Source organism: Anatilimnocola floriformis, from assembly GCF_024256385.1.
In the GTDB taxonomy this organism is placed as follows: Bacteria; Planctomycetota; Planctomycetia; order Pirellulales; family Pirellulaceae; genus Anatilimnocola; species Anatilimnocola floriformis.
This window is the reverse complement of record NZ_JAMLFW010000002.1, coordinates 2,106,012-2,130,875: the sequence shown is the minus strand read 5'-3', so window position 1 is coordinate 2,130,875 and position 24,864 is coordinate 2,106,012. Positions and strand designations below refer to the sequence as shown.

General features: G+C 58.4%; 19 protein-coding genes. 11 read left to right on the top strand and 8 right to left on the bottom strand.

The window, feature by feature from the left end; genetic code table 11:
* Nucleotides 1-28 precede the first annotated feature (28 nt).
* Entirely contained in the window at nucleotides 29-1,237 is a 1,209-nt protein-coding gene (locus tag M9Q49_RS33020; protein ID WP_254513574.1) for a M12 family metallopeptidase, read from the bottom strand.
* 407 nt (nucleotides 1,238-1,644) lie between these two features.
* On the opposite strand from M9Q49_RS33020, the gene M9Q49_RS33015 reads away from it, so the two are divergent.
* Nucleotides 1,645-2,145, top strand: a complete 501-nt coding sequence (locus M9Q49_RS33015; protein ID WP_254513573.1) for a hypothetical protein — start codon at nucleotides 1,645-1,647, stop codon at nucleotides 2,143-2,145.
* A gap of 364 nt (nucleotides 2,146-2,509) precedes the next feature.
* Here M9Q49_RS33015 and M9Q49_RS33010 read toward each other — a convergent pair whose 3' ends face one another.
* The 3 genes from M9Q49_RS33010 to M9Q49_RS33000 all read right to left on the bottom strand — a co-directional run bounded on the left by M9Q49_RS33010 (nucleotide 2,510) and on the right by M9Q49_RS33000 (nucleotide 10,318).
* Nucleotides 2,510-3,958, bottom strand: coding sequence for an SHD1 domain-containing protein (locus tag M9Q49_RS33010; protein ID WP_254513572.1), 1,449 nt, complete (start codon nucleotides 3,956-3,958; stop codon nucleotides 2,510-2,512).
* A gap of 304 nt (nucleotides 3,959-4,262) precedes the next feature.
* Nucleotides 4,263-6,134, bottom strand: coding sequence for a glutamine--fructose-6-phosphate transaminase (isomerizing) (gene glmS / locus M9Q49_RS33005; protein ID WP_254513571.1), 1,872 nt, complete (start codon nucleotides 6,132-6,134; stop codon nucleotides 4,263-4,265).
* Between the two features lie 530 nt (nucleotides 6,135-6,664).
* Nucleotides 6,665-10,318 carry a transglutaminase family protein gene (locus tag M9Q49_RS33000; protein ID WP_254513570.1) on the bottom strand — a complete coding sequence of 1,218 codons (3,654 nt, stop codon included), beginning with the start codon at nucleotides 10,316-10,318 and terminating at the stop codon, nucleotides 6,665-6,667.
* A 430-nt stretch (nucleotides 10,319-10,748) separates the two neighbouring features.
* On the opposite strand from M9Q49_RS33000, the gene M9Q49_RS32995 reads away from it, so the two are divergent.
* The gene (locus M9Q49_RS32995) at nucleotides 10,749-10,973 is read left to right on the top strand and encodes a hypothetical protein (protein ID WP_254513569.1); all 225 of its coding nucleotides are present in this window, start codon (nucleotides 10,749-10,751) and stop codon (nucleotides 10,971-10,973) included.
* Between the two features lie 23 nt (nucleotides 10,974-10,996).
* Here M9Q49_RS32995 and M9Q49_RS32990 read toward each other — a convergent pair whose 3' ends face one another.
* On the bottom strand, nucleotides 10,997-11,539 hold the full coding sequence (locus M9Q49_RS32990; RefSeq protein ID WP_254513568.1) for a hypothetical protein: 543 nt from the start codon (nucleotides 11,537-11,539) through the stop codon (nucleotides 10,997-10,999).
* 197 nt (nucleotides 11,540-11,736) lie between these two features.
* Between M9Q49_RS32990 and dapA the strand changes: the two genes are divergently transcribed.
* From dapA to M9Q49_RS32965, 5 genes are all read left to right on the top strand, one after another.
* On the top strand, nucleotides 11,737-12,624 hold the full coding sequence (gene dapA / locus M9Q49_RS32985) for a 4-hydroxy-tetrahydrodipicolinate synthase (RefSeq protein ID WP_254513567.1): 888 nt from the start codon (nucleotides 11,737-11,739) through the stop codon (nucleotides 12,622-12,624).
* A 160-nt stretch (nucleotides 12,625-12,784) separates the two neighbouring features.
* Nucleotides 12,785-13,741: a ribose-phosphate diphosphokinase gene (locus M9Q49_RS32980; protein WP_254513566.1), complete on the top strand. Its 957-nt coding sequence runs from the start codon at nucleotides 12,785-12,787 to the stop codon at nucleotides 13,739-13,741.
* Between the two features lie 341 nt (nucleotides 13,742-14,082).
* A complete protein-coding gene (locus M9Q49_RS32975) occupies nucleotides 14,083-15,915 on the top strand; it encodes a 30S ribosomal protein S1 (RefSeq protein ID WP_254513565.1) in 1,833 nt (610 codons plus the stop codon).
* Nucleotides 15,916-16,059: 144 nt separating this feature from the next.
* The gene (locus M9Q49_RS32970) at nucleotides 16,060-16,287 is read left to right on the top strand and encodes a type II toxin-antitoxin system Phd/YefM family antitoxin (protein WP_254513564.1); all 228 of its coding nucleotides are present in this window, start codon (nucleotides 16,060-16,062) and stop codon (nucleotides 16,285-16,287) included.
* Nucleotides 16,284-16,670, top strand: coding sequence for a type II toxin-antitoxin system VapC family toxin (locus tag M9Q49_RS32965; protein ID WP_254513563.1), 387 nt, complete (start codon nucleotides 16,284-16,286; stop codon nucleotides 16,668-16,670). Before M9Q49_RS32970 ends, M9Q49_RS32965 begins: the two co-directional genes overlap by 4 nt.
* Nucleotides 16,671-16,985: 315 nt before the next feature.
* Here the strand turns inward: M9Q49_RS32965 and M9Q49_RS32960 are convergent, their stop codons facing one another.
* Nucleotides 16,986-17,405, bottom strand: coding sequence for a hypothetical protein (locus M9Q49_RS32960; RefSeq protein WP_254513562.1), 420 nt, complete (start codon nucleotides 17,403-17,405; stop codon nucleotides 16,986-16,988).
* Nucleotides 17,406-17,859: 454 nt separating this feature from the next.
* On the opposite strand from M9Q49_RS32960, the gene lpxA reads away from it, so the two are divergent.
* On the top strand, nucleotides 17,860-18,729 hold the full coding sequence (gene lpxA / locus M9Q49_RS32955; RefSeq protein ID WP_254513561.1) for an acyl-ACP--UDP-N-acetylglucosamine O-acyltransferase: 870 nt from the start codon (nucleotides 17,860-17,862) through the stop codon (nucleotides 18,727-18,729).
* 35 nt (nucleotides 18,730-18,764) lie between these two features.
* Here lpxA and M9Q49_RS32950 read toward each other — a convergent pair whose 3' ends face one another.
* Nucleotides 18,765-19,208, bottom strand: a complete 444-nt coding sequence (locus M9Q49_RS32950; protein WP_254513560.1) for a hypothetical protein — start codon at nucleotides 19,206-19,208, stop codon at nucleotides 18,765-18,767.
* 254 nt (nucleotides 19,209-19,462) lie between these two features.
* Between M9Q49_RS32950 and M9Q49_RS32945 the strand changes: the two genes are divergently transcribed.
* The 3 genes from M9Q49_RS32945 to M9Q49_RS32935 all read left to right on the top strand — a co-directional run bounded on the left by M9Q49_RS32945 (nucleotide 19,463) and on the right by M9Q49_RS32935 (nucleotide 22,770).
* A complete protein-coding gene (locus M9Q49_RS32945) occupies nucleotides 19,463-20,458 on the top strand; it encodes a tetratricopeptide repeat protein (protein WP_254513559.1) in 996 nt (331 codons plus the stop codon).
* Between the two features lie 106 nt (nucleotides 20,459-20,564).
* On the top strand, nucleotides 20,565-21,269 hold the full coding sequence (locus tag M9Q49_RS32940) for a 3-keto-disaccharide hydrolase (RefSeq protein WP_254513558.1): 705 nt from the start codon (nucleotides 20,565-20,567) through the stop codon (nucleotides 21,267-21,269).
* Nucleotides 21,270-21,690: 421 nt separating this feature from the next.
* Nucleotides 21,691-22,770, top strand: coding sequence for a hypothetical protein (locus M9Q49_RS32935; RefSeq protein WP_254513557.1), 1,080 nt, complete (start codon nucleotides 21,691-21,693; stop codon nucleotides 22,768-22,770).
* 28 nt (nucleotides 22,771-22,798) lie between these two features.
* Here the strand turns inward: M9Q49_RS32935 and M9Q49_RS32930 are convergent, their stop codons facing one another.
* Nucleotides 22,799-24,862 carry a thioredoxin domain-containing protein gene (locus tag M9Q49_RS32930; RefSeq protein ID WP_254513556.1) on the bottom strand — a complete coding sequence of 688 codons (2,064 nt, stop codon included), beginning with the start codon at nucleotides 24,860-24,862 and terminating at the stop codon, nucleotides 22,799-22,801.
* Between the last annotated feature and the right edge of the window lie 2 nt (nucleotides 24,863-24,864).

Genomic DNA, 24,864 nt, shown 5'->3' with positions numbered 1-24,864 from the left:
ACTCAGAACTCCCAGCTCAGAACTTTCTTCACTGGGCTTTATTACGGCCGAACAGGTATTTATCAAAACTCTCCGAGTTGGCCTGGATCTTGAAGCTGCCGCCGCCGCTCGACGAAGGATGCTTGATAGACACCTTATAATCGCCGGCCGACAAATTCTTCATAATCACCTCGTTCATGAAGTCGGGCGAGCCATGCTCGGACTTGTCGGTGAGCGAAATCTCCGTGCCGGAAGATGTCTTTAGCGTGAGCATCACGCGCGTCGTGCCCGTCGTATAAATGGCCAACCTTTTGTCGGCCTGGCTGTTGGGAACAACTAGCTTTAATTCAACAGTTGAACCGGCGCTCAGATAACACCCTACGGCTTCACCGCCGGCGGTGAACTGCTTTGGATCGGAAGATTTTTTGCTGGAGTTGGTGTCGCCGCTGTTTTGATCCTTGCCTCCTTGATTGCCATTGGGATTCGAGGACGGTCCATAAAGATCGGCAGCATATTTTTTGTCAGTTGCTGACAACTCGAGATTGGCGCGCATCGGTCCAGAACCGGGTGCCAGGACTTCTGCAGGCAGAGCATAGATCATGATCGATTCGGGATCGAACTTGCTGAATTTCGTGACTTCACCCTCTCGGTATTTTTTCAGAATGTTGTGTTCGATTAGCTCCTGAGTTTTGGCGGTATTGGTGGTTCCCTCACCGAACTTGCCACGGAAGAAATTGATTAACTGGTTCATGCCAGCGAACTTCAAATTGCTGTCGGGACTCGAATGTTCGTGTACCAAACCCATCGCGTGCCCAAACTCGTGCAAGATGACGGACAGGTTGTAGTCACCCAACATGGTGTCCTGGGTCATGTCGAGATTCATCGTTTGCTGGCCACGCATTTGTAAGGCTTCGATGCCGACGAAGGAGAAGTGCCCCTCTCCGCGGTTGAAAGTGACGCGGACATGGGAGTTCGCCAACGTGGACGGCTTGAATTTCAAGTTGCAGACATCGCTCCATTTCTGCACCTGCTCGAAAACCCGGTCTTGCATCTTCGTGCTTCCGTTGATGAAAAACACGTTGAGCGTGTCGGTATCCCATTTGTTTAAGAATGCTGCCTGAGAAGGCAGGGTAGGAATTTCAGTAGGACCCGAAGAGGGGGCTCGCAATGCATGTAGACGCTTCGGGTCTTCGTTGGCGATCGAAAGTCCATGCAATGCAGCGGCAGATGGAGACTTGCGGATTTCGGCGTCCGACATACTGCGAGATGTGATGGGCCGATCAATACAAACATTTGTGGCATTCGCAGTAGCTGCCCGGCTGCTCCGCGGGCAGGCTGCATATGCCGCGAGGCCTGCGCCGACTTGTAAGGCTGCGCGGCGAGTCCATTTGGATGAGATAGGCTGAGAGTCGCTAGTCATGGCGGCGGTTCCTTGCTTTTAGCCTGAGATTCCTAGTCTAAATTGCCCAATCAATTTAATTACTCCAAACATCACAAACAAGCAGCTTCTTCCCCACTTATGGACCAACAATCTCCATAATTCTCCCCGGGTCTCTTTCGCTGAATTTGCCAGTCAAACTATTGCAATCAGGGGGCGAGTGTCCTACCTTTTACCAGTACTTCCCAGCTTCCCTATTCGGCGATCGGCCGCGAGGTTTAGTTTTCATGAAACGCACCCTGATTCCTGCCGTATTGGCACTCGTCTCCTTCGGCGCCGCCACGACCCAGGCAGGCTGGCATCATCACCACCAACAAGCCGTCTATGCCTACCCGGCCTATTACATGCCGGCAGCGGTGCCGACTCAGGTGATCATCGCTGGTATTAGCGGCGAAACTCCTCGATCAAACACGGGTGATCTTTCCACACTCAAGGCCGACATCGCTGAAGTGAAGGACAGCCTGAAGCATCTTGACGCCCGGATCGAAAACATCAATTCGACCGTGCAAGCTCACGGCGAAGCCTTCGGCGCGATCATGGCCGAACTCAAAGATATGAAGAAGCCTTCGGCGAGCACGAAGAAGACGCTCGACGAACTGCGTAAAAACCTCGACGACGATATCAATCTGCGCAACACGCTGGACGCGATGTTTCAAGGCAATGACGCCGACAGGATCAAAAGCCGCGACGCTGCCATCAATGTCATTTATCAGCTGCTCAACAAATAGCTCGCAGTCGATCAACTGAAGTCATTCCGCTCAGCCCGCTGACAATATCGGCGGGCTGTTTGTTTTCTTGCGTGCAGGAAACCCGACGCGTGAGCGGAAGGGGAATCGCGCGCGTATTCCAGATTCACCAACGTGCGGAAGCACAACTCGAAGCGAGTTTGATGCACAGCCGCGTGTACTTGCCGTTCAACCGTTCTTGGTGCTGCCGCACGTTACCAATTTACGAATTTGCTCACACCTCTCCCTTCCGCTCACGCGTCGGGCTTCCTGCGCATAAAAAAATCGGCTGCCTTACGGCAGCCGATTCTGTTTTCAACTCAACTCGACTCGCACGAACCTAGGGGTTCGTGCTACGTCTCTTGATCTACCGAGCAGCGACGACGCCGATGAGCGTTGTGCCGTGGCGGTTGACGATTTCTTCCACGTACTTCTTGTCGGCATCGCTCAAGCGACGCATCGGCACGGTGGTGGTCTTGCCGGTGGTCTTCAGCACGCGGATCTGGCCATCCATGATCGCGATCAAGCGACCTTCGATGGTGAAGGTACCGGTGTTGTCATTCCACGTCCGCATCGGCAACTGACCTTCGGCCGAGATCTTGAAGGGATCGGCAAACGGATCAGCTTCGGGCTTGGCCGGAGCGGCTGGCGCCGGCACGGCGGGAGCAGCAGGTGCGGCCGGGGCAGCAGGAGCCGGAGCAAACGGATCGGCTTCAGCCGGGGCTGGGGCCGGAGCCGGCTTCGGAGCCGCTGGCTTTTCCGGGGCAAACAGATCATCGACCGGATCGGCCTTCGGTTCGACCTTGATCGGTTCCGTCTTGCCTGGATCGGCAGGCTTGGCCGGAGCCGGAGCAAACGGATCAGCTTCGGCCGGTGCGGCCGGAGCTGGGGCTGGTGCAGCAGCAGGGGCTGCGGCCGGAGCGAACGGATCGGCTTCGGCTGGGGCAGCTGGCTTCACTGGAGCTGGGGCGGGGGCCGGAGCAGCGGCGGGAGCAAACGGGTCGACTTCGGCCGGAGCGGCAGGCTTGGCCGGAGCTGGATCAGCGGGCTTGGCCGGGGCCGGAGCGAACGGATCGACTTCGGCTGGCGGAGCAGCGGGCTTCGGCGGAGCTGGCATGGCCGGGTCAGCCGGTTTGGCTGGAGCCGGGGCGAATGGATCGACTTCAGCTGGCGGAGCGGCCGGCTTTGGATCAGCGGGCTTGGCCGGCGGAGCGAACGGGTCGACTTCTGGCGGCATGGCCTTCGGGTCAGCCGGTTTCGGCGGGGCCGGATCCACTGGATCGGCGGGCTTGGGCGGAACTGGGTCCACGGGAGCCGGATCGACGGGCTTCACGGGCGGGGCCGGGTCAACCGGATCGGCCGGTTTCGGCGGCATCGGTTCTGGATCGGCGGGTTTCACCGGCGGAGCTGGATCAGCCGGCTTGGGCGGAACAGGTTCCACGGCGGGAACCGGGTCAGCTGGCTTGACCGGAGGAGCTGGATCGACTGGTTTCGGCGGTACGGGAGCGACCGGCTTGACGGGCTTCACAGGCTTGACCGGAGGCATCGGTTCAGCCGGCGGCAGCGCGGGCTTCACATCGGCCGGGTCGGCCAGTTCGGGGCGTTGCACCGTGGTGCCAGGAGCACCCGGCATGGCAGCCGAGCCACCGGCCGGAACTGCGGTTCCGCAGCCAGGAGCTGGCTGGCAGATGGTGTAGCAAGGAGCACAGCAGCGCGAGGCACGCCAACGGCAAGCCAGGGCCGTGTTCAGGCCGAACGTCAGGATCATCAGCCAGACCACCCCGGGCCTGTACAGCTGGCGAAAGAGCTTTCGCATGGAAAGATTCTCCCAAACTCTTCAAGAAATTGTGCGGAACGGCAGGAATAAATAGGCGAGATCAGCAAGCGCACGGAGTCGCGGCCGGCATGAAGCTCCCGGCTATGCTACCCCGCAGAATTGCCACCTGCAACCATTTTTATGGCTTTATCGGGCCAGATTCGTTTCAGGAAAAGTCGTGAATTTCGGCCATTTGCGCGCGGGGTGGCCGGGACAAAGTTCTGGGTTTTGAGTTCTGAGTTTTGAGACAGGAAGGAAGGCCCCAACTCCTGTTCTCAGAACTCAGAACATCCCAAATTCAGAACTACTCCACCGTCACACTCTTCGCCAGATTACGCGGCTTATCCACATCACAGCCGCGGAGGACGGCGATGTGATAGGCCAGCAGCTGCAGCGGCACGATGTTGATCAGCGGCGAGAGAAACTCTTCGCACTCGGGCACGTAGATCACGTCGTCGGCCAGGCGGGCGATTTCCTTGTCACCCTTGGCGGCGATGGCGATGACCGGACCGCCGCGGGCTTTGATCTCTTCCAGGTTCGACATCACCTTTTCATACACGCCACCCTGCGGCATGACGAAGACGCTCGGCGTGTGTTCGTCGACGAGGGCGATCGGCCCGTGCTTCATTTCCGCGGCGGGGTAGCCCTCGGCGTGGATGTAGCTGATTTCCTTGAGCTTCAAAGCGCCTTCGAGGCCTGTCGGGAAATTGAACTGCCGGCCGAGGTAGAGGAAGTTGTCGGCGTGGCAATACTTGGCAGCGATGCGGCGAACTTCGTTGTTGACCTCGAGCGTCTCGCGCACCAGATCCGGCAGCTTCCGCAGCTGAGCAATGATCCGCTGGCCGGCTTCAAAGCTGAGATGCCGCAGCCGACCGAAGTAGAGCGCGAGCATGGTGAGCGTAACGACCTGCGACGTGTAAGCCTTGGTCGAAGCCACGCCGATTTCGGGACCAGCGTGCAAATAGACGCCGCCGTCGGCTTCTTGAGCGATCGTGCTGCCGATGACGTTGCAGATGGCCAGCGAAGGATGGCCTTTGCGTTTCATCTCGCGGAGCGCGGCGAGCGTGTCTGCCGTTTCGCCGCTCTGCGTGATGGCAAAGAGGAGCGTCCCTTGATCGACGGGCGGATTGCGATAACGCAGCTCGCTGGCATATTCCACTTCGACGGGAATGCGGGCCAGCTCTTCCATCAAGTATTCGCCGACGAGGGCTGCATGCCAGCTCGTGCCACAGGCGGTAAGAATGATCCGATTCACCGAGCGGAGCTGCTGCGGCGAGAGGTTCAAACCGCCGAAGACCGCCGTGGCATCGACATCGTTCAACCGGCCACGCATGGCAGCCGTGAGCGAATCGGGCTGCTCATAGATTTCCTTGAGCATGTAATGCGGAAAGCCTTCGAGACCGACGTCGTCGGCAACGATGTTGAGGGCTTCGACCGAGTGCGAAACCGTGCCGATATCGCGCTCTAGCACATGCAGCGAATCAGCAGTGATCACGGCTAACTGCCGATCGGCCAGATAGACGATCTTGTCGGTGCGGCCCGCGAGCGGCGAAGCATCGCTGGCCACCCAGTGTTCATGATTACCCACGCCGATCACCAGCGGGCTTCCTTGCCGGGCGGCAAAGATCACGCCGGGATAATCCCGCAGCAAAATGGCCAAGCCATAAGTGCCGCGGAGCTTGCTGGTCGCTTCATTGATCGCCGCGATCGGCAGCGCATAAGGATCGTCGTTGGCTTCCGTTTCCAGCGCTCGCAACTTGTCGTAACAACTGGCAACCAGATGTGCAACCACTTCGGTGTCGGTCGCCGAAACGAACTTGTAACCTTCTTCTTCCAGCTGATCCTTCAGCAGGCGATAGTTCTCGATCACGCCGTTGTGCGCGAGCACCACGCAATCGTCGCCGCCGCGGTGCGGGTGAGCATTCACTTCTGTCGGCGCACCGTGCGTGGCCCAGCGGGTGTGACCGACGCCGATCGTGCCCGGGGCCCAGTGTCGCTTCAATTTCTCGGCGAGGGCGTCGACCTTGCCGACAGCCTTCAGCACGTGCAACCGGCGATCGCTCGAGACAGTGGCCAGGCCGGCCGAGTCATAGCCGCGGTATTCCAACCGCCGCAACCCGTCGATCAAAAACTCCGCCGCCTGCCGATGCCCCACGTAAGCCACAATGCCGCACATGCCAATGCTCCTCTACGTCCAGTTGCTCGGTCTGTTGGATCAGGCCGCCACAACTCCTGTCCGTCTACAATCTTAGGTTGCTAACCCTCGTTTCGACGAAGTTGTCCGGAAAAACTCCATCGGGGGCGCAAACTGCTTGTTCTCAATGACTTACCGCCAATTCAGCCTCCTGCGACCGACCGGATGGTAACAAAACAGCGGCAAACTCGGCAGCCGAAAAGCCTCGCCAACCAGCGTCTCCAACCAGCCCCCCGGTCTGGTGTAGCGGGTTATATAACCCCTGTGAAGATTTTAATTTCGCCGTAAGTTATTTCTGCGAAAGGAATTGCTGAATTTGGCAATCAAGGGGCTATAACCCTTTTATAGCCCCTCTCGCTCACGCTCTTGGTGACTAATGGGGTTCAGCGGCGAATGCGGCGGCGCAGGGGAGCGGATCAGCGCGATGGTTGCTGCCGCGTTTTTTAGCCACAGCTTTAGCAGGTGCTCACGCCGCGGGTGGTGACAGGAGCGGCGGCTGACGCCGGCCGCGATCAGTCGTAACGTTCACCTTCAAAGGCTGCCGATAGACGACTACGGAATGGCCCGGATGGCGACATCTTGCGTTCCATTCCCGGTTGCAGATTGGCGTTGGCAACCGAGCCGTTGCCGAGGTAGCGCGCCGCGCCGTTTTGCAGGTCGGGAGCGATCAGGTCCTGTTGCATCGTCGGCGTGGTACGCAGATCGAGCGTCAGGGGGGCTTCGGGAATACGTTCTTCGGTTGGCATTACAAAGCCGCTCCCAGGAGTGTGCCCCATCGCCAGGAAGCGACTATGTCGCCGCCCCTCGGCTGCGTTGGCGTTGACGGGGAAGGTGTCGTAACTCATGCCGCCCGGGTGAGCGACGTGATAAGTGCAGCCGCCGATGGAACGGTTCAGCCAGGTATCGAGCAGGTCGAACACCAGTGGCGCGTGGCTGCCGATGGTCGGATGTAAGCACGATGGTGGTTGCCAGGCGCGATAACGAACGCCGGCAACAAACTCGCCATTCACGCCCGTCGGATGGAGCGGAACACGGCGGCCATTGCACGCGATGACGTGTCGCGAGTCGGTCAGGCCGGTGACTTTCACTTGCAGTCGTTCGACCGACGAGTCGACATACCGGGCCGTGCCGCTGCTCGAGCTTTCTTCGCCGAGGACGTGCCACGGTTCGATGGCTTGCCGCAATTCGAGCTTCACGTTGCGCTGCGAGATTTCGCCGAGTAACGGGAAGCGGAATTCCAAGTGCGGCGCAAACCAGGCTTCTTGCAGCGGGAAACCGGCCTGCCGAAGTTCGTACAGCACATCCTGCAAATCATGTTGAATGAAGTGCGGCAGTGCGAAACGATCGTGCAGTTCGGTGCCCCAGCGGACGAGCTTGGCGCGATAGGGTTCATGCCAGAAGCGAGCGATGAGCGAACGCAACAACAATTGTTGCACCAGGCTCATCTGCCAGTGCGGCGGCATTTCGAAGGCTCGCATTTCAAGCAAGCCGCGGCGACCAGCATAGCCATCCGGCGAATACAACTTGTCGATGCAGAACTCGGCGCGGTGCGTATTGCCCGTTAGATCGGTCAGCAAGTGACGGAAAACACGATCGACAAGCCAAGGCTTCACATTGCCTTCGAGCCGCAGTTCTTGAAACGCGATTTCGAGCTCGTAGAGCGAATCATTGCGGGCTTCATCGACGCGCGGCGCCTGACTCGTCGGGCCGAGGAATAAGCCTGAGAACAAGTACGACAGCGACGGATGGTTGTGCCAGTACGAAACCAGGCTGCGGAGCAAATCAGGCCGCTGCAGAATCGGGCTTTCGGTCGGCGTCGGACCACCGATGACAATGTGATTGCCGCCGCCGGTGCCGGTGTGCTTGCCGTCGAGCATGAACTTCTCAGCCGACAGTCGCGACTCATGGGCCAGCTGATAGAGCGCCTCGGTGTTTGCGGCGAGTTCTTCCCAGTTCGTCGCGGGATGAATGTTGACTTCGATGACACCCGGGTCGGGCGTGACCGAGAAATTCTGCAGCCGCGAATCGTGCGGCGGGCCATAGCCTTCGAGCTGGACTGGGATGTTCAACTCATTCGCGGTCGCTTCGATGGCAGCGACGAGATCGAGATAATCCTCGAGCAAACCGAGCGGCGGCATGAAGACAAACATCGTGCCGTTGCGAGATTCGACACATAGCGCGGTCCGCACAATGCCCGCCGCCGACTTGCCGGGCTCTGGACGATTGTCGCCCTGCGTTTGAAAACGCACGAGCGTTTCGCCGCGGCGATCGTTGGGATTTCCTCGGCCATTGGCCGAACCATTGCCAGGGCCAGCACCAGGACCGAAGTTCTGTTCCCAAATCGAGCGCGGCGATTGATTGGGGTAACCCTGATTCGGATAGGGCGGGTTGTAGCGGGCCAACAAATCGCCCGACTGCGGCGACCAATAATTGCCGTCGACGGCAGACGGCAACGGCGGCAGCGGCGCGGTGGGATCGATCTCTTCCGGCTTGAACATGTCGCCGGGGGCGACCCAAGGAATGCTATCGAGCGGCAAACGGAAACCCATCGGCGAATCGCCGGGGATCAGAAACATGTGTTCGCGGCGGAGGAACCAACTGCCGCTGACCCAGTACGAACCTTCGCGAGTGTGAATCCGCTGCACCGGCAATGCATAGCCGATGACCTTTTCCAAGCCGTGGTCAAAAATCTTGGCGAGGCGGGCCCGCTCTTCTTTATCGGCGAGATTGTTCTGCAGCGGGTCGACATTCGTCGGCAGCCGCCGCTCACGCCACATGTAATACCAAACGTCTTCGTAACCGGGAATTTCGTGGCCGGCTTCGACGCCCAATCGCCGCGCGAGAACCTGCGTAAATTTCTGCGCATCGCGATCGGTGAACTTGTACTCACCATGATCCGCGGCGACGAGCGCCGGATCGCGCCACAGCGGCTGACCGTCTTTGCGCCAATAACAGCTGAACGCCCAGCGCGGCAACGATTCGCCGGGATACCACTTTCCTTGGCTGAAGTGGAGCAAACCTTGCGGCGCGAAGTGATCGCGCATTTTGCGAAACAACACACCGGCGAGCTTGCGCTTGTGCGGCCCGAGCGCCGCCGTGTTCCATTCGTCGGCATCGCGATTGTCGATGGCCACAAACGTTGGTTCGCCACCCATCGTCAGTCGGCAATCGCCGGCCCGCAGTTCATCGTCGATCTGTGCGCCGAGCGTTTCGATCGAGTTCCACTGGCGGTCGGTGTAAGGCTTGGTCACGCGCGGATCTTCGTGGATCCGCGTGACCTTCATTTCAAACTTGAATTCCTGCTCGACTTTGACATCGCCGGTGTCCCCTTCCAGCTTCTGCCAACTTCCGGTGATCGGCGCTGCCGAAGTCGGATCGGCGGCGCAGGCGAGCGGCAAGTGACCTTCGCCGGCGAGAAGACCGCTCGTCGAATCGAGGCCGATCCAGCCCGCGCCGGGAATGAAGACTTCGGTCCAAGCGTGCAAGTCGGTGAAATCGACCTCGGTGCCGCTCGGGCCGTCGAGCGACTTCACATCGGCAGTCAATTGAATCAGGTAGCCCGAGACAAACCGCGCGGCCAAACCGAGATGCCGCAGCAAGTTCACGAGCAGCCACGAGTAATCGCGGCAGCTGCCCGAGCCGAGCGTGAGCGTTTCTTCGCACGATTGAATGCCGGGCTCGAGGCGAATCAGATACTTCAGCCGGCTTTGAATTTTCTGATTGAGCTCGACGAGGTAATCGATCGTCTTGATGGCGCTCTTGCGGCTCTCGGCAATCAACTGGCTGAGGAGCGGGCCAGGCGCTTCGGCTTCGAGGTAGGGCTGCAATTCGCGGGTGAGGATGGCGTCGTACTTGAACGGTGACTGCTGAGCGCTGTCGTCGATGAAGAAGTCGAACGGGTTGTGCGTCGTCATCTCGGCGACGAGGTCGACTTCGAAGACGGCTTCCGTGGCCGGCTTGGGAAAGACGAGCCGCGCCAGGTAATTGCTGTAAGGATCCTGCTGCCAGTTGAGAAATTGCTCCTCGGGCTGCACCTTCAGCGAATAGCTCAAAATCGGCGTGCGGCAGTGCGGCGCCGGCCGCAGGCGAACGACGTGCGGCAGCAGCGTTACAGGCCGGTCGAAGCGATACGAAGTACGGTGGTGCAGAGCAACGCGGATGGCCATCGGTTCAAATCACTCGCGGCAAGAGGGGCTGTGGATCGAATGTATCGGCAGGGAAAAGGGATCGGCTTGGGCAAAACGAATGGCCGCTGTGCAAGCGCTGCGACCGTTGTGGGCAGCACGCATTGCAGTTTCGTCGCCGCAAGAACAAGGCGTCACGCGGCGGCAGGCGCGCGCAACAGCAAGTGGCATTCCAGGCGAGGCAGATCGGCGGAATTCGGCCGAATCGATCGTTTTTCGCAGCGGAACGGGCAAAAGTAAACCGCCGTTGATTTCCGGGGCGGTTTCTGATGCACGACGATTGGGCGTAGAGTGCCGTCTTTTCGCTCACATGAACCTTACGCGCCAGCGAAGAAATTGAGGCGATTCCTCCGCTTGCGCGTCAGGCTTGTGTCCGTTGCAGGGCATATTCGCAGGCCGATAGACTCAGGGAATGAGCAATCCTGCAGAAGTTCGGATCTATTCGTCCGTGGCGCTGCTTGTTGTTTTGCTGGTGATTGGACGCCTTGTGGTGGATATCGGAGTCGCGCAGTTCTACTTCCCCGACGAACCACAAATTTATCGCTGGGGAATCGTTGCCACCGGCTGCGCTGTGGCCGTTTATCTCATCGCGTGCATCCGGCAGGGACATTTGGTGTGGTCTGAAGAAGCGGAGTAAGTGTCCCTAAAATCCGACCTCACTTAATCAATCGTATTACCCACGAAGTACCAGCCCGCCGGTTGGCCCTCTGCATAGAACGCAAAGCAGACACAATCGCCACGCTCGAGCACGCCGTTGATCTTGTAGATCGATTTCTGGGCCTGGGGCAGATCGGGCTGGGTGCTGCCGACGAGCTCGACGAGTTCTTTGTCGGAGAGCGGCGTAGCGGTGTGCATCTGCCGTTTTTTCGACACGCCGGTCAAATCCAGCACATTGCCGATCCCTTCGCCGCTGTCGGCGTTGAGCTGTTGCAGGATCTTGATCTGCTCCGCGGGCTTGTTCGGAATCGGCTTGCTGCACAGGTCTTCCAGCAGCGCTAATTTTTGCTCCATCATTTCCAGCAAGTCGTAGGGGTCGCCGTCCTCCCTGCAGGCCGCAATCGATTCTCGCTCCCAGCCAAGATGCTGCGGGAGGAGCTTCGCCAAGTCGTAATTTTCGGCAAGGAACCTGGCTTGCAGTTCCTGCAGGGCGTCGGCGGGCTTGGCATACCAGGGGGCTTCGTGATACCAGAGTTGTGCACCCATCTCGATTGATTCTCCAGCGAATAGCGGCAGGATTCGTCGTCGCAGCTAAGGTAAATAGCCTCGCTAGCGGCGTCAAACAGGGTTTCTGCCTCTCCCCATTCCCGCACCGCGGACGTATGATGTTCGTTTGCCCGCGAGCCTTTTGCCGCGGGTCCTCTCGCTTTGATGGTTCGGGTTCTACACAGGGTGCTGCGGATATGGCTCGGAAAGGTTCGGAGTTCGCGGGTTTGTGGGTTGCAATCACCACGCCTCTCAAAGATGGCCAGTTGGACGAAGCCAAACTCAAGGAACAGGTCGAATTCCAGATCGCCGCCGGCACGCACGGGCTGTGCCCCGTCGGCACGACTGGCGAATCGCCCACCCTCTCGCACGAAGAACACGAGCGGGTCATTTCGATCGTCGTGCAAACCGCCCGCGGCCGTTGCAAGGTCATGCCCGGCACCGGCTCGAACAGCACGGCCGAAGCCCTGCGTCTGACCAAGTGGGCTGCCAAAGAAGGCGCCGATGCCGCCCTCGTGGTCGGTCCTTATTACAACAAGCCGACGCAAGAAGGCTTTTATCAGCACTACAAAGCCATTGCCGAACAGGTCGGCATTCCGCTCTGCGTCTACAACATTCCGGGCCGCACCGGCAAGAACATCGAGCCGGAAACGTTCATTCGTTTCGACGAACTGCCGAACATCACGCTCGTGAAGGAAGCGACCGGTTCGCTCGATCAGGCTTCGCAAATCCTGAGCGCGACCAAGCTCTCGATTCTCAGTGGCGACGACAGCCTGACGCTGCCGCTCCTCTCCGTCGGTGGCGAAGGGGTCATTTCCGTCGTCGGCAACATCGTGCCGAAGGATATGATCGCGCTGCTGAATGCCTGGAAGAAGAGCGATGTCGCCGAAGCAGAAAAGTGGCATCACAAGTTGTTCCACCTCTGCCGCGACATGTTGGGCCTCTCGACCAATCCCATCCCGCTCAAAGCCGCCATGAAAATGCTCGGCCGCGACACCGGCGAACTGCGCTTGCCGATGACGGCGCTGGATGCAGCCGGCGAAGCGAAGCTGAAGAAGACGCTGACGAACTACGGGCTGCTGTAATCGATTGTTTTCTTTGTTTGCGTTAGCAAACGTTTTGCTCCCTCGCCCCGCTTCGGGGAGAGGGCTGGGGTGAGGGGTTGAGCAGCGAGTTACCTTCACTTGCCTTGAAAAGTTGTACCCGCTTCCCCCTCGCTCACGCGTCGGGCTACCTAAGAACAAAATGCGTGAACTGAAAATCTTCTCCGGCCAAGCCAACCGCCCTTTGGCAAAAAGCATTTGCAACTTCCTGCACTTGCCCTTGGCCGAAATCACGCTGGGAAAATTTCCCGACGGCGAAAACTTCTGCAAGATCGAAGAAGACATTCGCGGCCGCGATATCTTCCTCATCCAACCGACCTGCCCGCCGGTCAACGACAACCTGTTCGAACTGTTGATCATGATCGACAGTTGCAAACGAGCCTCGGCCGAGCGAATCACCGCCGTCATTCCATACTTCGGCTACGCCCGCCAAGACCGCAAGGACGAAGGCCGCGTGCCGATCACGGCCAAGCTGGTCGCCAATCTCATTACCCGAGCCGGGGCCGATCGCGTTTTGACGATGGACCTCCATTCGCCGCAGATTCAAGGCTTTTTCGACTGCCCCGTTGATAACTTGTACGCCGCGCCGGTCCTTCAAGAGTGGGCTCAAGGCCTGCCGTTTGCCGAGGACGATCGCGTCGTCGTCAGCCCCGACGTCGGCAGCATCAAGCGAGCGCTGGGATATCAAAAGCGGATGGGCGGCAAGCTCGCCATCGTCGACAAACGCCGCGACAACGCCACCGAGACCCGCCAGGAACACATCATCGGCGGCCCCATCGAAGGCAAAGTGGCCTTCATGTTCGACGACATGATCACCACCGGCGGCTCGATCACCGGCGCCGCTAAAACCGTCTTCGAAGCCGGCGCCAAAGAGATCTACGCTGCCGCCACCCACGGCGTGCTCTGCGGCAACGCGATCGAAAAAATCTCGAAGTCGAAAATCAACACGCTGGCCGTGACCGACTCGATTCCGATCCCGCCCGAAAAGCTCCTTCCCAATATGAAGGTTCTCTCGGTCGCCCCGCTCCTCGCCGAAGCCATCAAACGGATCCACCACGATCAATCGATCAGCATTCTGTTTGATAAGTCGGACGAGTAATGCGAAGTAGCTGAATTCACCAGAATTCAGACTTGGCTATTGGACGTAACCATCTGAATTCTGGCGAATCCAGCTACACCTTCTGCGATAGCGCAGCGGCGTCCTTACCCAGTTTGCCTTGTACGCAACCGGCAATCGTGATAGATTGCCCGATTCGCTAAACGCCGGGATTATTGCGCGCCAAGTTGGTTCGCGCGGCAGCTAGCGGGCACCTCTAAGCCTCCCCAGTTTCTCTCGCGCTCCTATGTTGATGCACCGCGATGAGAAATCGTCGTTTGCGCATCAACAAAAGAACCGAAGCTCGGCTGAAGTTGCCGGGAGGAAGGTAATGTTTTTGGTTTATGGTTAATCGCAGACTGATTCGCGACCTGGAGAACGACCCTGACATCGAGTCGATGTACGCCCTCGCCGTCCAAGACATTGGCGACGACGACATCGGCATCATTCCTGGTGGTGACACCATCGGGTTTGACGTCAACAAAATCGTCGAAGGCCGCATTTTGCGCGTCGGCGACGGCATGGTCCTCGTCGACATCGGTTTCAAGAGCGAAGGCTCGATTCCGGTCGATGAATGGGATCCAGAAGATCCGCCGCCGCAAGTGGGCGATCTGGTCCGCGTCCTCATCGAAGACCTCGAAGATGAAACTGCCACGCCCGATGACGGTGGCATGGTCCGCATCAGCAAGCGCAAAGCGCGCAAGATGGACCAGTGGCTCGATATTCTCAAGAAGATCAAGGAAGGTGACGTCGTCTCCGGTCTCGTCACCCGCAAGATCAAGGGTGGTTTGCTCGTCGACGTCAGCGGCGTGAACGTGTTCTTGCCGGCCAGCCAGGTCGACATCCGTCGTCCTGCCGACATCGGCGATTACATCAATCGCACGGTGCAGTGCGAAGTGCTCAAGATCGACGAAGCTCGCAAGAACATCGTCGTCAGCCGTCGTTCGCTCATCGAACGTCAGCGCCAGGAAGCTCGCGAATCGTTGCTCAAGGAACTGGAAGTCGGTCAGTCGCGCAAGGGCGTCGTCAAGAACATCGCCGAGTTCGGCGCGTTCGTCGACCTGGGCGGCATCGACGGTCTGCTCCACATCACCGATATGAGCTGGGACCGCATCGGTCACCCGAGCGAAATGGTCTCGATCGACCAAGAGCTCGAAGTGATGGTGCTCCACATCGATCGCGAAAAGCAAAAGATCGCGCTCGGCCTGAAGCAAAAGGGTCACAACCCTTGGACCAACGTGGCCGAAAAGTATCCGGTCGGCTCGACCCACAAGGGTTCGGTCGTCAACGTGATGAGCTACGGTGCGTTCGTCAAGCTCGAGCCGGGCATCGAAGGCCTGGTGCACATCAGCGAAATGAGCTGGACCCGCCGCGTCAATCATCCGAGCGAACTCGTGAACATCAACGACGAAATCAGCGTCGTGATTCTCGGTGTCGACAAGGATGGTCAGCAGCTGTCGCTGGGTATGAAGCAGACGCAGGAAAATCCGTGGACCAAGGTCGCGGAAAAATATCCTGTCGACTCGCTGGTCGAAGGCAAGGTTCGCAACCTCACCAACTACGGCGCGTTTGTCGAACTCGAAGAAGGCATCGACGGTCTGTTGCACGTCAGCGACATGTCGTGGACTCGCAAGATTGGTCACCCGAGCGAAATGCTCGAAAAGGGCCAGGTTGTGAAGTGCAAGATCCTGTCGGTCGATCAGGAACGTCGGCGTATCGCCCTCGGCCTGAAGCAACTGGACGAAGATCCATGGGCTCGCGACATCCCGGGCAAGTACAACCCCGGCCAGGTTGTCAGCGGCACGGTGACCAAGATCACCAACTTCGGCGTCTTTGTCGGCCTCGAAGACGGCCTCGAAGGCCTGCTCCACATTTCGGAACTCGCCGACCATAAGGTCGAGAATCCGGAAGAAGTGGTGAAGGTCGGCGACAAGATCGATGTGAAGATTCTCCGCGTCGATATCGACGAGCGCAAGATCGGCCTCAGCCGCAAGCGCGTCGAATGGAGCGAAGAAGATTCCGCCGCCGAACCGCCAGTCGATGGCGCCGGTGGAGAAACCTCGCCGAAGAAGAAGAGCAAGGGCAGCGGCGAACTGAAGGGTGGCCTCGGTGGCGGCGGCCCGCTCATCAGCCCCACGATGGCCGCTGGCGACAAGGGAGACGAAGGAAAGGCTTAGGCCGTTCGTTCGACTTGATCCTGATTAACACAGAACCCCGCTGAGTAAAACCCGCGGGGTTTTCTTTTGTACGTTGTGTACTTCGTGGTTTGTGTGAACTAGCGCCGCAGTTAGGTTATCTTAGGAAGTACGGAGGGCCAATGAATGTCCACAGCCACTGTCGAAGAAGTTCAATCACGCTTGCCCGAATTGTTAGAGAAACTGGCGACCGGAGAAAGCGTCATCATCACACGTGACGGCAAACCGATTGCTCGCTTAACACCAGAAGCATCAGCCCAGCCGCGCATTTTGGGAAGCGGAAAAGGGAAAGTCCTGTTCTACGATCACGAGGACAAGTCCCACCTGGAGGATTTCAAGGAGTACATGGAGTGAGGCTACTGCTCGATACACACACTCTCATCTGGGCATACACCAGCGACCCGAAGCTTAGCGCGACTGCCGGCAACCTCATCCTTGATCTTGCCAATCAATGCGTGATTAGCCCAGCATCTTATTGGGAGATCGCAATCAAACTCGGCACACAGAAACTCACGCTGACCGAGCCTTTTCCGGACTTCATGCAACGGGCAATACGCGACCTCGGCATCTCGATCTTGCCGATTGAACCGAAGCATTGCGAGCCGCTTACCTCACTTCCGCGGCACCATAACGATCCCTTCGACCGCCTGCTAATCGCTCAGTCCATCGTCGAGCACATGCCGATAGTCAGCATCGATGCGGCCCTTGATCCTTACGGCATCAAAAGACTTTGGTAGCCTTGCGGGACAGATCGCAAATGTTGCGAAATCTAAATCATGTCGCCGCGGTCTGGGGTTGGAGGGAGCTGAAAAGCTTCCGCCATACCATGCCCGAGGGTTCGCCATCGCCAGGGCAGCGAATCAACTGGTATGAAAGCGGCGTATGCACAGGTGGGCGGCAGGATCTGTTTTTGCAGATCAGCGAGAGTCCTATTGGTCAGCAACTCGATTACTGCGCTGCCGGCAAAAGACAAAGTAGGTTCTGGTTCCGCCAGAAATGGCCGCGTACTTTCGATTCGTTAAGACTGGAGCGCCAGACCTTACCTACGAGACTTACTTCGCGAATTTATGTGTCTGACGCTTGAAACTAGAACGAAACACTTTGCGAAACTTCAGAACGATCCAGTCCCAGGGAAGCGGATCACGTATGGAAATATACAAAAAACGCATCAGTACTCGGTTAGATTGATTGAACCCAGGAGCGGGCAAGGGATGCTCAACAACAAACCCGGTGGCTCGACTACGACAAACGAGCCGCAAACAATCATCCCCTTTCCAGAACTCCGCAGTCAGCATGCGTTCTTTCAGCGTTGGATCATCCGCCGTCACCGATAGGCGGTAGCTATACCAGAACATGTCCTCAAATTGCGGCTCATCCAACAAAGCTACAAGCTTCCCATCGAGTTCCACATCCCATCCGTCCGAACGGCCATAGTCCGACTCCCAAATCCGCAGATGATCTCGATAATTCAAGGCGACACTACACATCACTCAGAAAAGACTGTTCACGAGTTTTGCAGACCGAAGTACCTAACCATTGCGAACGGAACCGCAGAGCGCTGTCGTCCACAAATGGGTTCGTCTCCAACTCATGCAAATTTTACTAGCACCAAACGCTAGCACTTCATCGCTCAATCCCGCCAATCGATCTTCGGAAATCTCTCCAAAAAAACTGATGTCGACACATCCTGCAAAGTTGGCATAATTCGGACCTGCGCTTCAATCTCCAGGCTGTCGATTTCCGATGCTTTGGCTAAGAAGCAAATGAAATGCAGAGCGAGTGCCCGTCACAGGATGTGACGCGAACGATGGAATGTCCCGCGACGATACCCAGCGACGCCGGACATCGGTCGGATCAAGACCTGCGGATTTAAACCCGCGGAACAAAACCCAGTGCGACCAAGGACGGTCGTAGGAAAGAGCACCTGTGGCCCACATTCATCCAACAGCGGTGGTCGATCCTCGTGCGGAGATCGGCCGGAATGTCTCCATCGGCCCGTACTGCATCATCGAAGCCGAAACACGCATCGGCGACGATTGCCGCCTCGAAGCTCGCGCGGTGGTCAAAAGCCGCACGACGCTCGGTGTGAATAACGAGATCGGCGAAGGCGCCATCCTCGGCGCCAAGGCTCAGCACCTGGTTGAAGCTCAGCCCGGCGGTACGCTGATCATCGGCGATCACAACCGCATTCGCGAAAACGCCACGTTCCACCGCGGCCATGCCAATGACGCGGCCACGATCGTCGGCAATCACAACCTGATGATGGTCAACGCTCACGTCGGCCACGACGCCCGCGTCGGCAACAACTGCGTGCTGGTCAACAACTCGATGCTCGGCGGTCATACGCACATCGAAGATCGCGCTTACATCTCCGGTGGCGTGGGTGTGCATCAGTTCTGCCGCGTCGGTCGCCTGGCCATGGTCGGCGCGATCGCCAAGATTGTGCAAGACGTCCCGCCGTTCATGATGGTCGAAGGCGGCGGCTCGACAGAAGTCGTCGGCTTGAACCGCGTCGGTCTGCGTCGCAATGGCTACACACCCGAACAAATCCTGCAACTCAAGCAAGCCTACCGCGTGATCTATCGCCAAGGCCTGCGGTGGTCGGAAGTGCTGACCATTCTCAAAGCCGAATTCAACGAAGGCCCTTGTGCGGAATTCTATGAGTTCCTGAAGTCGGGCAAGCGGGGCTTCGTGCAAGAACGCCGCATCAGCCGCAAGGCTACTCTGAAAATCGCCAGTGTCGAAGACGACGACATCGAAAACGAAGCCGGCGACCAGAAGCGGGAAGCTGCCTGAAGGTGAGTTTGCCGTGTGCCTGGCACACTCGGCGGTTATTCCGGCAGCGCCACTTGCGTTTGCAGCAGCGTAGTGGCGATTGCCTTGAACACCGGTTCGCGCTCTTCGAACTCGCGACTCTCCGCCATGTAGTGCCAGATGAGCGTTGCTGACGGCGTGCGGAGCGTGCGGATCTTGGCTTCGACGAGCAGGTCGAGATAAAAGAACGCCAGGTCGACGCCCTTGGTCTTCGTCTCGCCGATTTCTTCTTCGACAGGGATGACTTCGACCTCTTTGTACTCGGCTTGCAGTCCTTCGACAATCTCTTTCACCTTGGGCCGCACTTCGTGACCAGGCGGATAGATGTAAAGAGTCCAGTAGGCCGTTTCTTTGCTTTGCAGGGTGAAGCAGAGCGGCGTGCTCTCGCCATCCACGTCGATGAGATCCCAGTTCTCGGGATAGAGAACGCGGACACCGAATTTTTCGAACACCGCCGGCATGGGCTTACCTACTGAAGACACGAATCGAAGTGCTACTAGCCACCTTAATGCTTGCATGCAGAAGTGAAAAGTGGCCCCTTCGGTCGACGCTAGCGGCCATCGCGCACGGTTTCTTCTTGTCCGTCTAGTGTGATTTTGTTATTCACCCGCAATCCACCGGAATCGGCTTATCCGCGCTCAAGATGCGCGCGGCGAAGGTCGATGCGTTCGATAACCGGCGGCAGGCTTGCACTTCATCTTCTGGCAGAGCACGGATGCTCCAAATTCAACGACCAGGTACGTTGCTGCGCGATCATCGCGCCACTAGCAGCGTCTTCGTTGATATAGCCCGGCGGAATCGAGCACGAATCGTTTGCCTGGCGGTCACGCTTCTTTGTTTGATTGGCAGCGGCAGTGGCTGTCGTTCACTCCGCTGCAAAAAAGATTCCGACGAAACCATCGCCGTCACGCGGCAACTGTCGCTGCAAGGAAAAGATGCCCAGCAGAAGGGGCAATGGGATCAAGCCGAAGCCTACTTTGCCGAGGCCGTGCAGCGGTTGCCGACGGATGAACGAGCGCGCTACGGCTATGCAGAATCGCTCTGGCAACGCGGCGCGCAAGAGCAAGCGGTCGTCCACATGACCGAAGCCGTCAAGCTCTCGGGCGACGATCCTGAGCGAGTCGTGCAACTCGGCCAGATGTATTTCACGCTCGGCAATCTACCAGCCGCCGCCCGACAAGCTGATAAAGCGATCGCCGCGAATAAGCACCTGCCAAATGCCTGGGCGCTGAAGGCGAGTGTGCAGCGGGCGACAGGGCAAAACGAAGAAGCGCTCGCTACTTATCACCGCGCGCTGAGTTTGCAGCCCCACTTTCCGGCGGCGCAAATTGCCGTGGCAGAACTGTACGACGGCAGTGGTCGGCCGCAACGGGCGCTTGCCACGCTGCAATCGCTGGCTGATCAATTTCCGCCCGGCTCGGTGCCACCCGATGTCCTCTTTCGCGAAGGGCTCGTGCTAAATCGGCTCGGCCGCCATCAAGACGCCGCCGATTGCCTAGCCGCCGCGGCCCGTCTCAAGCCGACTCCAGAACTCTTGGTGGAACTGGCTCGCGCTCGCTTGCAGGCCGGTGATGTCGGCAGTGCGACCCTTGCCAATAACGGCGCGCTGCAAATGGATCCTTATCATCCGGCGGCCATCCAACTCCGCAGCGAGCTCGCCGCGCGACAGCACAATTTTGCCGCGCTGCCGCAACCTGAGGCGATGCGTTAAGCGACGTTGGCGTCTGCTTCATCGACGGACCAATGTTCCGTCCTACTTGGGGTGCACTACAATGCGCGGCATCCCCTTCCGTACATCCCACCTCGGAAATCGAACCATGTCGCGCACGCTGTTGCTGGTCACGCTCGCTCTGTTGTTGGCGCAGATCTCGCTCGCTCAAGAAGCTCCCAAACTGAATGAAGGCAAGGGCGAGGGCTGGATCGAACTCGGCGAAAAGGATTTTAAGAACGTCAACTGCGCCGAAGACACCTGGAGCTGGAAGGAAGGCGTCGCGCATTGCACCGGCAAACCGGTGGGCGTGATTCGCACGCTGAAGGAGTACAAGAATTTCGAGCTAGTCGCCGAGTGGCGACACTTGAAGAGCGCCGGCAACAGCGGCATTTTTGTTTGGGGCATTCCCGCTTCACTCGAGGGACTGAAGCCCGGCGCGCTGCCGCAAGGGATTGAAGTGCAGGTGCTCGATCATGGTTATGCCGAGCAATATGAGAAGAGCACCAAGAAGAAGCCCGATTGGTTCACCACCAATGGCGATGTGTTCCCGGTCGGTCGCGCCAAGATGACGCCGTTCCCGCCGGTTTCGCCAAACGGTCAGCGGAGCTTTCCCACGAAGAACCTGAGCAAAGGAACGCCCGAGTGGAATCATTATCACATCAGCGCGATCGACGGCGTGATTAAACTCTCGGTCAACGGCGAACAAGTCTCGGGCGGCAAAGACATCACGCCGGCCAGCGGTTATCTCTGCCTGGAGTCTGAAGGCTCGCCGGTGGAGTTTAAGAACATTCGCATCAAAGAGCTGCCGTAGGTTGTGGCAAAAGTATTTTCCGCAAGTGCTGCTGCTCTTCGCCGATCGCGCAGCCGCAGAAAAGGGGTAACGGCGGTCACCTTTCCCTTCGCATAACGTCGCGTTTCCGTAGCATTACGAACCATCAGGCCGCTCTTGCCATCGACGCTAGCGGTTATTAGGCTCGTATCTTGTTGGTTGCGAAAAGCTTGGTGAAATGTTGTCCGAAACTTCATCTTGCTCTTGAGCCAAAGCTCAAGAATCTCGATAAGTCAGATAACCGGTTACCCCGCGATTGTTGGGCGATGAAGGGGCAGCCTGCACAACCATGACGCCGCAGCTCGACTGAGATTGGCGAACGGATTTCGCCGATCCGCAGCATTCAAGCCAGTTTTCACTTCCTCTCCACACTCGTGAACTGCACGAAGCATGGGGGTTCGCCATGAGGGGAAGTTCTACCGACATCGCGCGCGGCAGCATCTCTTTGAGACTCTGCCCGGCGACAATCTTCTTTGCCACGCTCGTATTGCTCCACGCAACACAGCGGGCCACGGCTCAGGATTCGCCCGCCTCGGCGACTTCGACGAGCAACAACAAGTCCAGCGAGCGCAAGCCGGAGCGAAATCTCATTTCGCGAATGGCTTGGGTGCGAATGGAAATCGTCGGCGGGCGCATTGCCATGCTGGGCCATCGCTGCGGCCAAAGTCGCATCGTGCAGGTCGGCGAGCCGAACGAGTTGCCTTATGAGCAACTGTCGGTGCAACTGCAAACCGAAACGCTGCTGCTACATTACGAAGACAATCAAACCGAACGGCAGATCAAGCTGGATCTCGATGATCAACAGCGGATCACGCTGACCCGCACCGGCAGCAGCCCGTCGGCCGATCTGAAATTCTCGCAACCGTTTCGCGGGCCGATTACGCTGACCATCGGCCGCGATTCACCGCAAACATACACGGCTGCCACGCTGTGGCACCTGTCGCTCGCGCAACCGCAACTGTGCGAAGAAACACTCTTTCCACTGCTGGAAACATTGCGTCCTCACTGGCAACTGAAGGAACTCTCGAATGGCATTCTGCAGGAACTGCGCAGCCAGGCCGGCCGCGATGTGCTGACCGAACGAGCCCAATGGCGAGATTGGGTGGCGCAGTTGAACAGCGATGATTTTCAAGAACGTCAACTTGCCGACCGGCGACTACGAGCCGCGGGACAAGGCGTGGTGGCCTGGTTGCAACGACTCGACCGCAAAAGTCTGACGCCCGAGCAAGCAGCTCGCATTCAAGACATTTGCCAGGGCCTGGCCGATCTCTCGACCGACTCGCCACAACGTGTCGCGGCTTGGATGGTCGATGATCGCTGTGCTTGGCTCGCGTTGCTGCGGCATGACAATCTGGATGTCCGCGTCGATGCTACAAACCACCTCAGCGTCCTCTTCGGCAAGCCACTCGCGTTCAATCCGATCGGCGATTTGAGCGATCGCGAGATTCAACTCGTGCAGTTGCAAAAACGCTTTGGGAAGTAAGCGTAGGCCAAGCCCTGAAGTGCCTGACCTACTCCTGCAACCGCGCCCAAGCATTTTCAATGGCCTCGGCACCAACCGCCGGGGCCTGACAGGCAAAATCCTGGCAGACGTACAAGTGCGGCTGTTTGTCTGGCGCTCCTTCTTTGCCTTCCAGTAGCGGATTCAAAATCTTCGGGACTGCTTCGCCTGGCTGGTGCGCCACGAACACCTGTCGCGGAATGAATCGCCGGCGAAACTCGCGCAGCAGGTTCTTTGTTTCATCCACCGCACGATCACCGACGAAGACTAGCTCCGCGGTCGGCCCGAGATAGGTGTCGAGCGCGAGCAGCAACTGCCCTGCTGCCGTCGGTTGGCGTTGCATCACGCCCACTGCAGATTGCAGTGTGCTCTCGGCAGCTTGCAGATATTTCATTTCGCCGGTCAGTTTGCCGAGCCGGAGCAGCGCTGTCGCCGCCATCGCGTTGCCGCTCGGCACGCTGCTGTCGTGAAGGTCTTTATTACGGACGATCAACTGCTCGTGATCATCGGCAGTGAAGAAAAACCCGCCGGCCGGATCAGCAAAGTGCGTTAGTAAATGATCAGCAAGTTCCGCTGCTCGTTCTAACCACACGGCAGCAAAGTTGGCTTCGTAGAGTGAGATCCAACTATTGGCGAGATACGCATAGTCGTCAAGATAAGCCGCCAGTTTCGCCTGGCCATGTCGCCACGTGTGCAGCAGCCGGCCATTGGTGTCGCGCAGTTGCTGGTGGAGAAAGAGCGACGCTTTTTCCGCGGCTTGCAGGTAGCGGGGCTCATCGAGAATCACTGCAGCGCGCGCGAGCGCGTCGATCATTAGCGCGTTCCAGCTGACGAGAATCTTGTCGTCCTTGCCGGGGCGGATGCGCTGTTCGCGCACGTGGAGTAATTCTTGACGGCTGGCTTCCAGTTCTCGTTCAAGCTGGTTCAACTCAATGTCGACTTCCGCGGCAATTTGTTCCAGCGGTCGCGGCAGATGGAGAATGCTCGCGCCATGTTCGAAATTGCCGCTTGCCGTGACGTCGTAAACTTTGCAGAACACTCGGCCGCGGTCTTCGCCCAGGATCGCTGCGATTTCTTCGGGCTTCCAGACGTAAAACTTTCCTTCTTCCCCTTCGCTGTCGGCATCTTCGGTGCTGTGAAAGCCGCCGGTCTTGTCGGTCATCCAACCGAGGACGTAATCGCAGGTCTCGCGGGCAATGCGGCCGAAAAGAGGATTCGCCGTGGCTTGGTAGGCTTCGAGATAAGCGTTAGTGAGCAGCGCGTTGTCGTAGAGCATCTTTTCGAAGTGCGGCACCAGCCAGCGCTCGTCCACGCTGTAGCGGGCAAAGCCGCCGGCCAAGTGATCGTAAATTCCGCCGTGGGCCATTTGCTCGAGTGTGTGCGTGACGACATGCAGCAGCTGCGGATCACGATTGCGACTCCACACGCGCAACAGCACCTGCAGGTCGAGCGAGTGCGGAAACTTCGGCGCGCGGCCAAAGCCACCCCACTGCGGATCGAACGCTTGTTGCAATTGAGTGGCAGCGTGATTCAGCAGATCAAGTTCGAGCGGATCGCCATTGGCTTCGTCGCTGCCGATCTTTTCCAAATGCTGCGTCATCTCGGCCGCTTGCTGCACGGCCATCTCGCGGCGATTCTGCCAGGCATCGGCGACGGCCCGCACCACATCGATGAACCCCGGCATCCCCATCCGCGCGGTCGGCGGCCAGTAAGTGCCGCCGTAAAACGGCGTGAGCTCGGGCGTGAGAAAGACCGACATCGGCCAACCGCCGCGGCCCGTCATCAACTGCACCGCGTTCATATAAATTTGATCAAGGTCAGGCCGTTCCTCGCGATCGACCTTGATGCAGACAAATAGTCGATTCAGCTCGGCAGCGATCTCCGCATTCTCAAAACTCTCATGCTCCATCACATGGCACCAGTGGCAAGCCGAATAGCCGATCGATAAAAAAATCGGCTTGGCCTCGGCCTTCGCGCGCGCAAGAGCTTCGCTTCCCCAGGGATACCAATCGACAGGGTTGTTTTGGTGTTGGAGGAGGTAGGGGCTGGATTCGGCGGTTAGGCGATTGGGCATGG

Excerpts from the sequence above, each read along its gene's own strand:
- M9Q49_RS33020 (WP_254513574.1), bottom strand. The coding sequence starts at position 1,237 with ATGTCGGACGCCGAAATCCGCAAGTCTCCATCTGCCGCTGCATTGCAT.
- M9Q49_RS33015 (WP_254513573.1), top strand. The coding sequence starts at position 1,645 with ATGAAACGCACCCTGATTCCTGCCGTATTGGCACTCGTCTCCTTCGGC.
- M9Q49_RS33010 (WP_254513572.1), bottom strand. The coding sequence starts at position 3,958 with ATGCGAAAGCTCTTTCGCCAGCTGTACAGGCCCGGGGTGGTCTGGCTG.
- glmS (WP_254513571.1), bottom strand. The coding sequence starts at position 6,134 with ATGTGCGGCATTGTGGCTTACGTGGGGCATCGGCAGGCGGCGGAGTTT.
- M9Q49_RS33000 (WP_254513570.1), bottom strand. The coding sequence starts at position 10,318 with ATGGCCATCCGCGTTGCTCTGCACCACCGTACTTCGTATCGCTTCGAC.
- M9Q49_RS32995 (WP_254513569.1), top strand. The coding sequence starts at position 10,749 with ATGAGCAATCCTGCAGAAGTTCGGATCTATTCGTCCGTGGCGCTGCTT.
- M9Q49_RS32990 (WP_254513568.1), bottom strand. The coding sequence starts at position 11,539 with ATGGGTGCACAACTCTGGTATCACGAAGCCCCCTGGTATGCCAAGCCC.
- dapA (WP_254513567.1), top strand. The coding sequence starts at position 11,737 with ATGGCTCGGAAAGGTTCGGAGTTCGCGGGTTTGTGGGTTGCAATCACC.
- M9Q49_RS32980 (WP_254513566.1), top strand. The coding sequence starts at position 12,785 with ATGCGTGAACTGAAAATCTTCTCCGGCCAAGCCAACCGCCCTTTGGCA.
- M9Q49_RS32975 (WP_254513565.1), top strand. The coding sequence starts at position 14,083 with ATGGTTAATCGCAGACTGATTCGCGACCTGGAGAACGACCCTGACATC.
- M9Q49_RS32970 (WP_254513564.1), top strand. The coding sequence starts at position 16,060 with ATGTCCACAGCCACTGTCGAAGAAGTTCAATCACGCTTGCCCGAATTG.
- M9Q49_RS32950 (WP_254513560.1), bottom strand. The coding sequence starts at position 19,208 with ATGCCGGCGGTGTTCGAAAAATTCGGTGTCCGCGTTCTCTATCCCGAG.
- M9Q49_RS32945 (WP_254513559.1), top strand. The coding sequence starts at position 19,463 with ATGCTCCAAATTCAACGACCAGGTACGTTGCTGCGCGATCATCGCGCC.
- M9Q49_RS32940 (WP_254513558.1), top strand. The coding sequence starts at position 20,565 with ATGTCGCGCACGCTGTTGCTGGTCACGCTCGCTCTGTTGTTGGCGCAG.
- M9Q49_RS32935 (WP_254513557.1), top strand. The coding sequence starts at position 21,691 with ATGAGGGGAAGTTCTACCGACATCGCGCGCGGCAGCATCTCTTTGAGA.
- M9Q49_RS32930 (WP_254513556.1), bottom strand. The coding sequence starts at position 24,862 with ATGCCCAATCGCCTAACCGCCGAATCCAGCCCCTACCTCCTCCAACAC.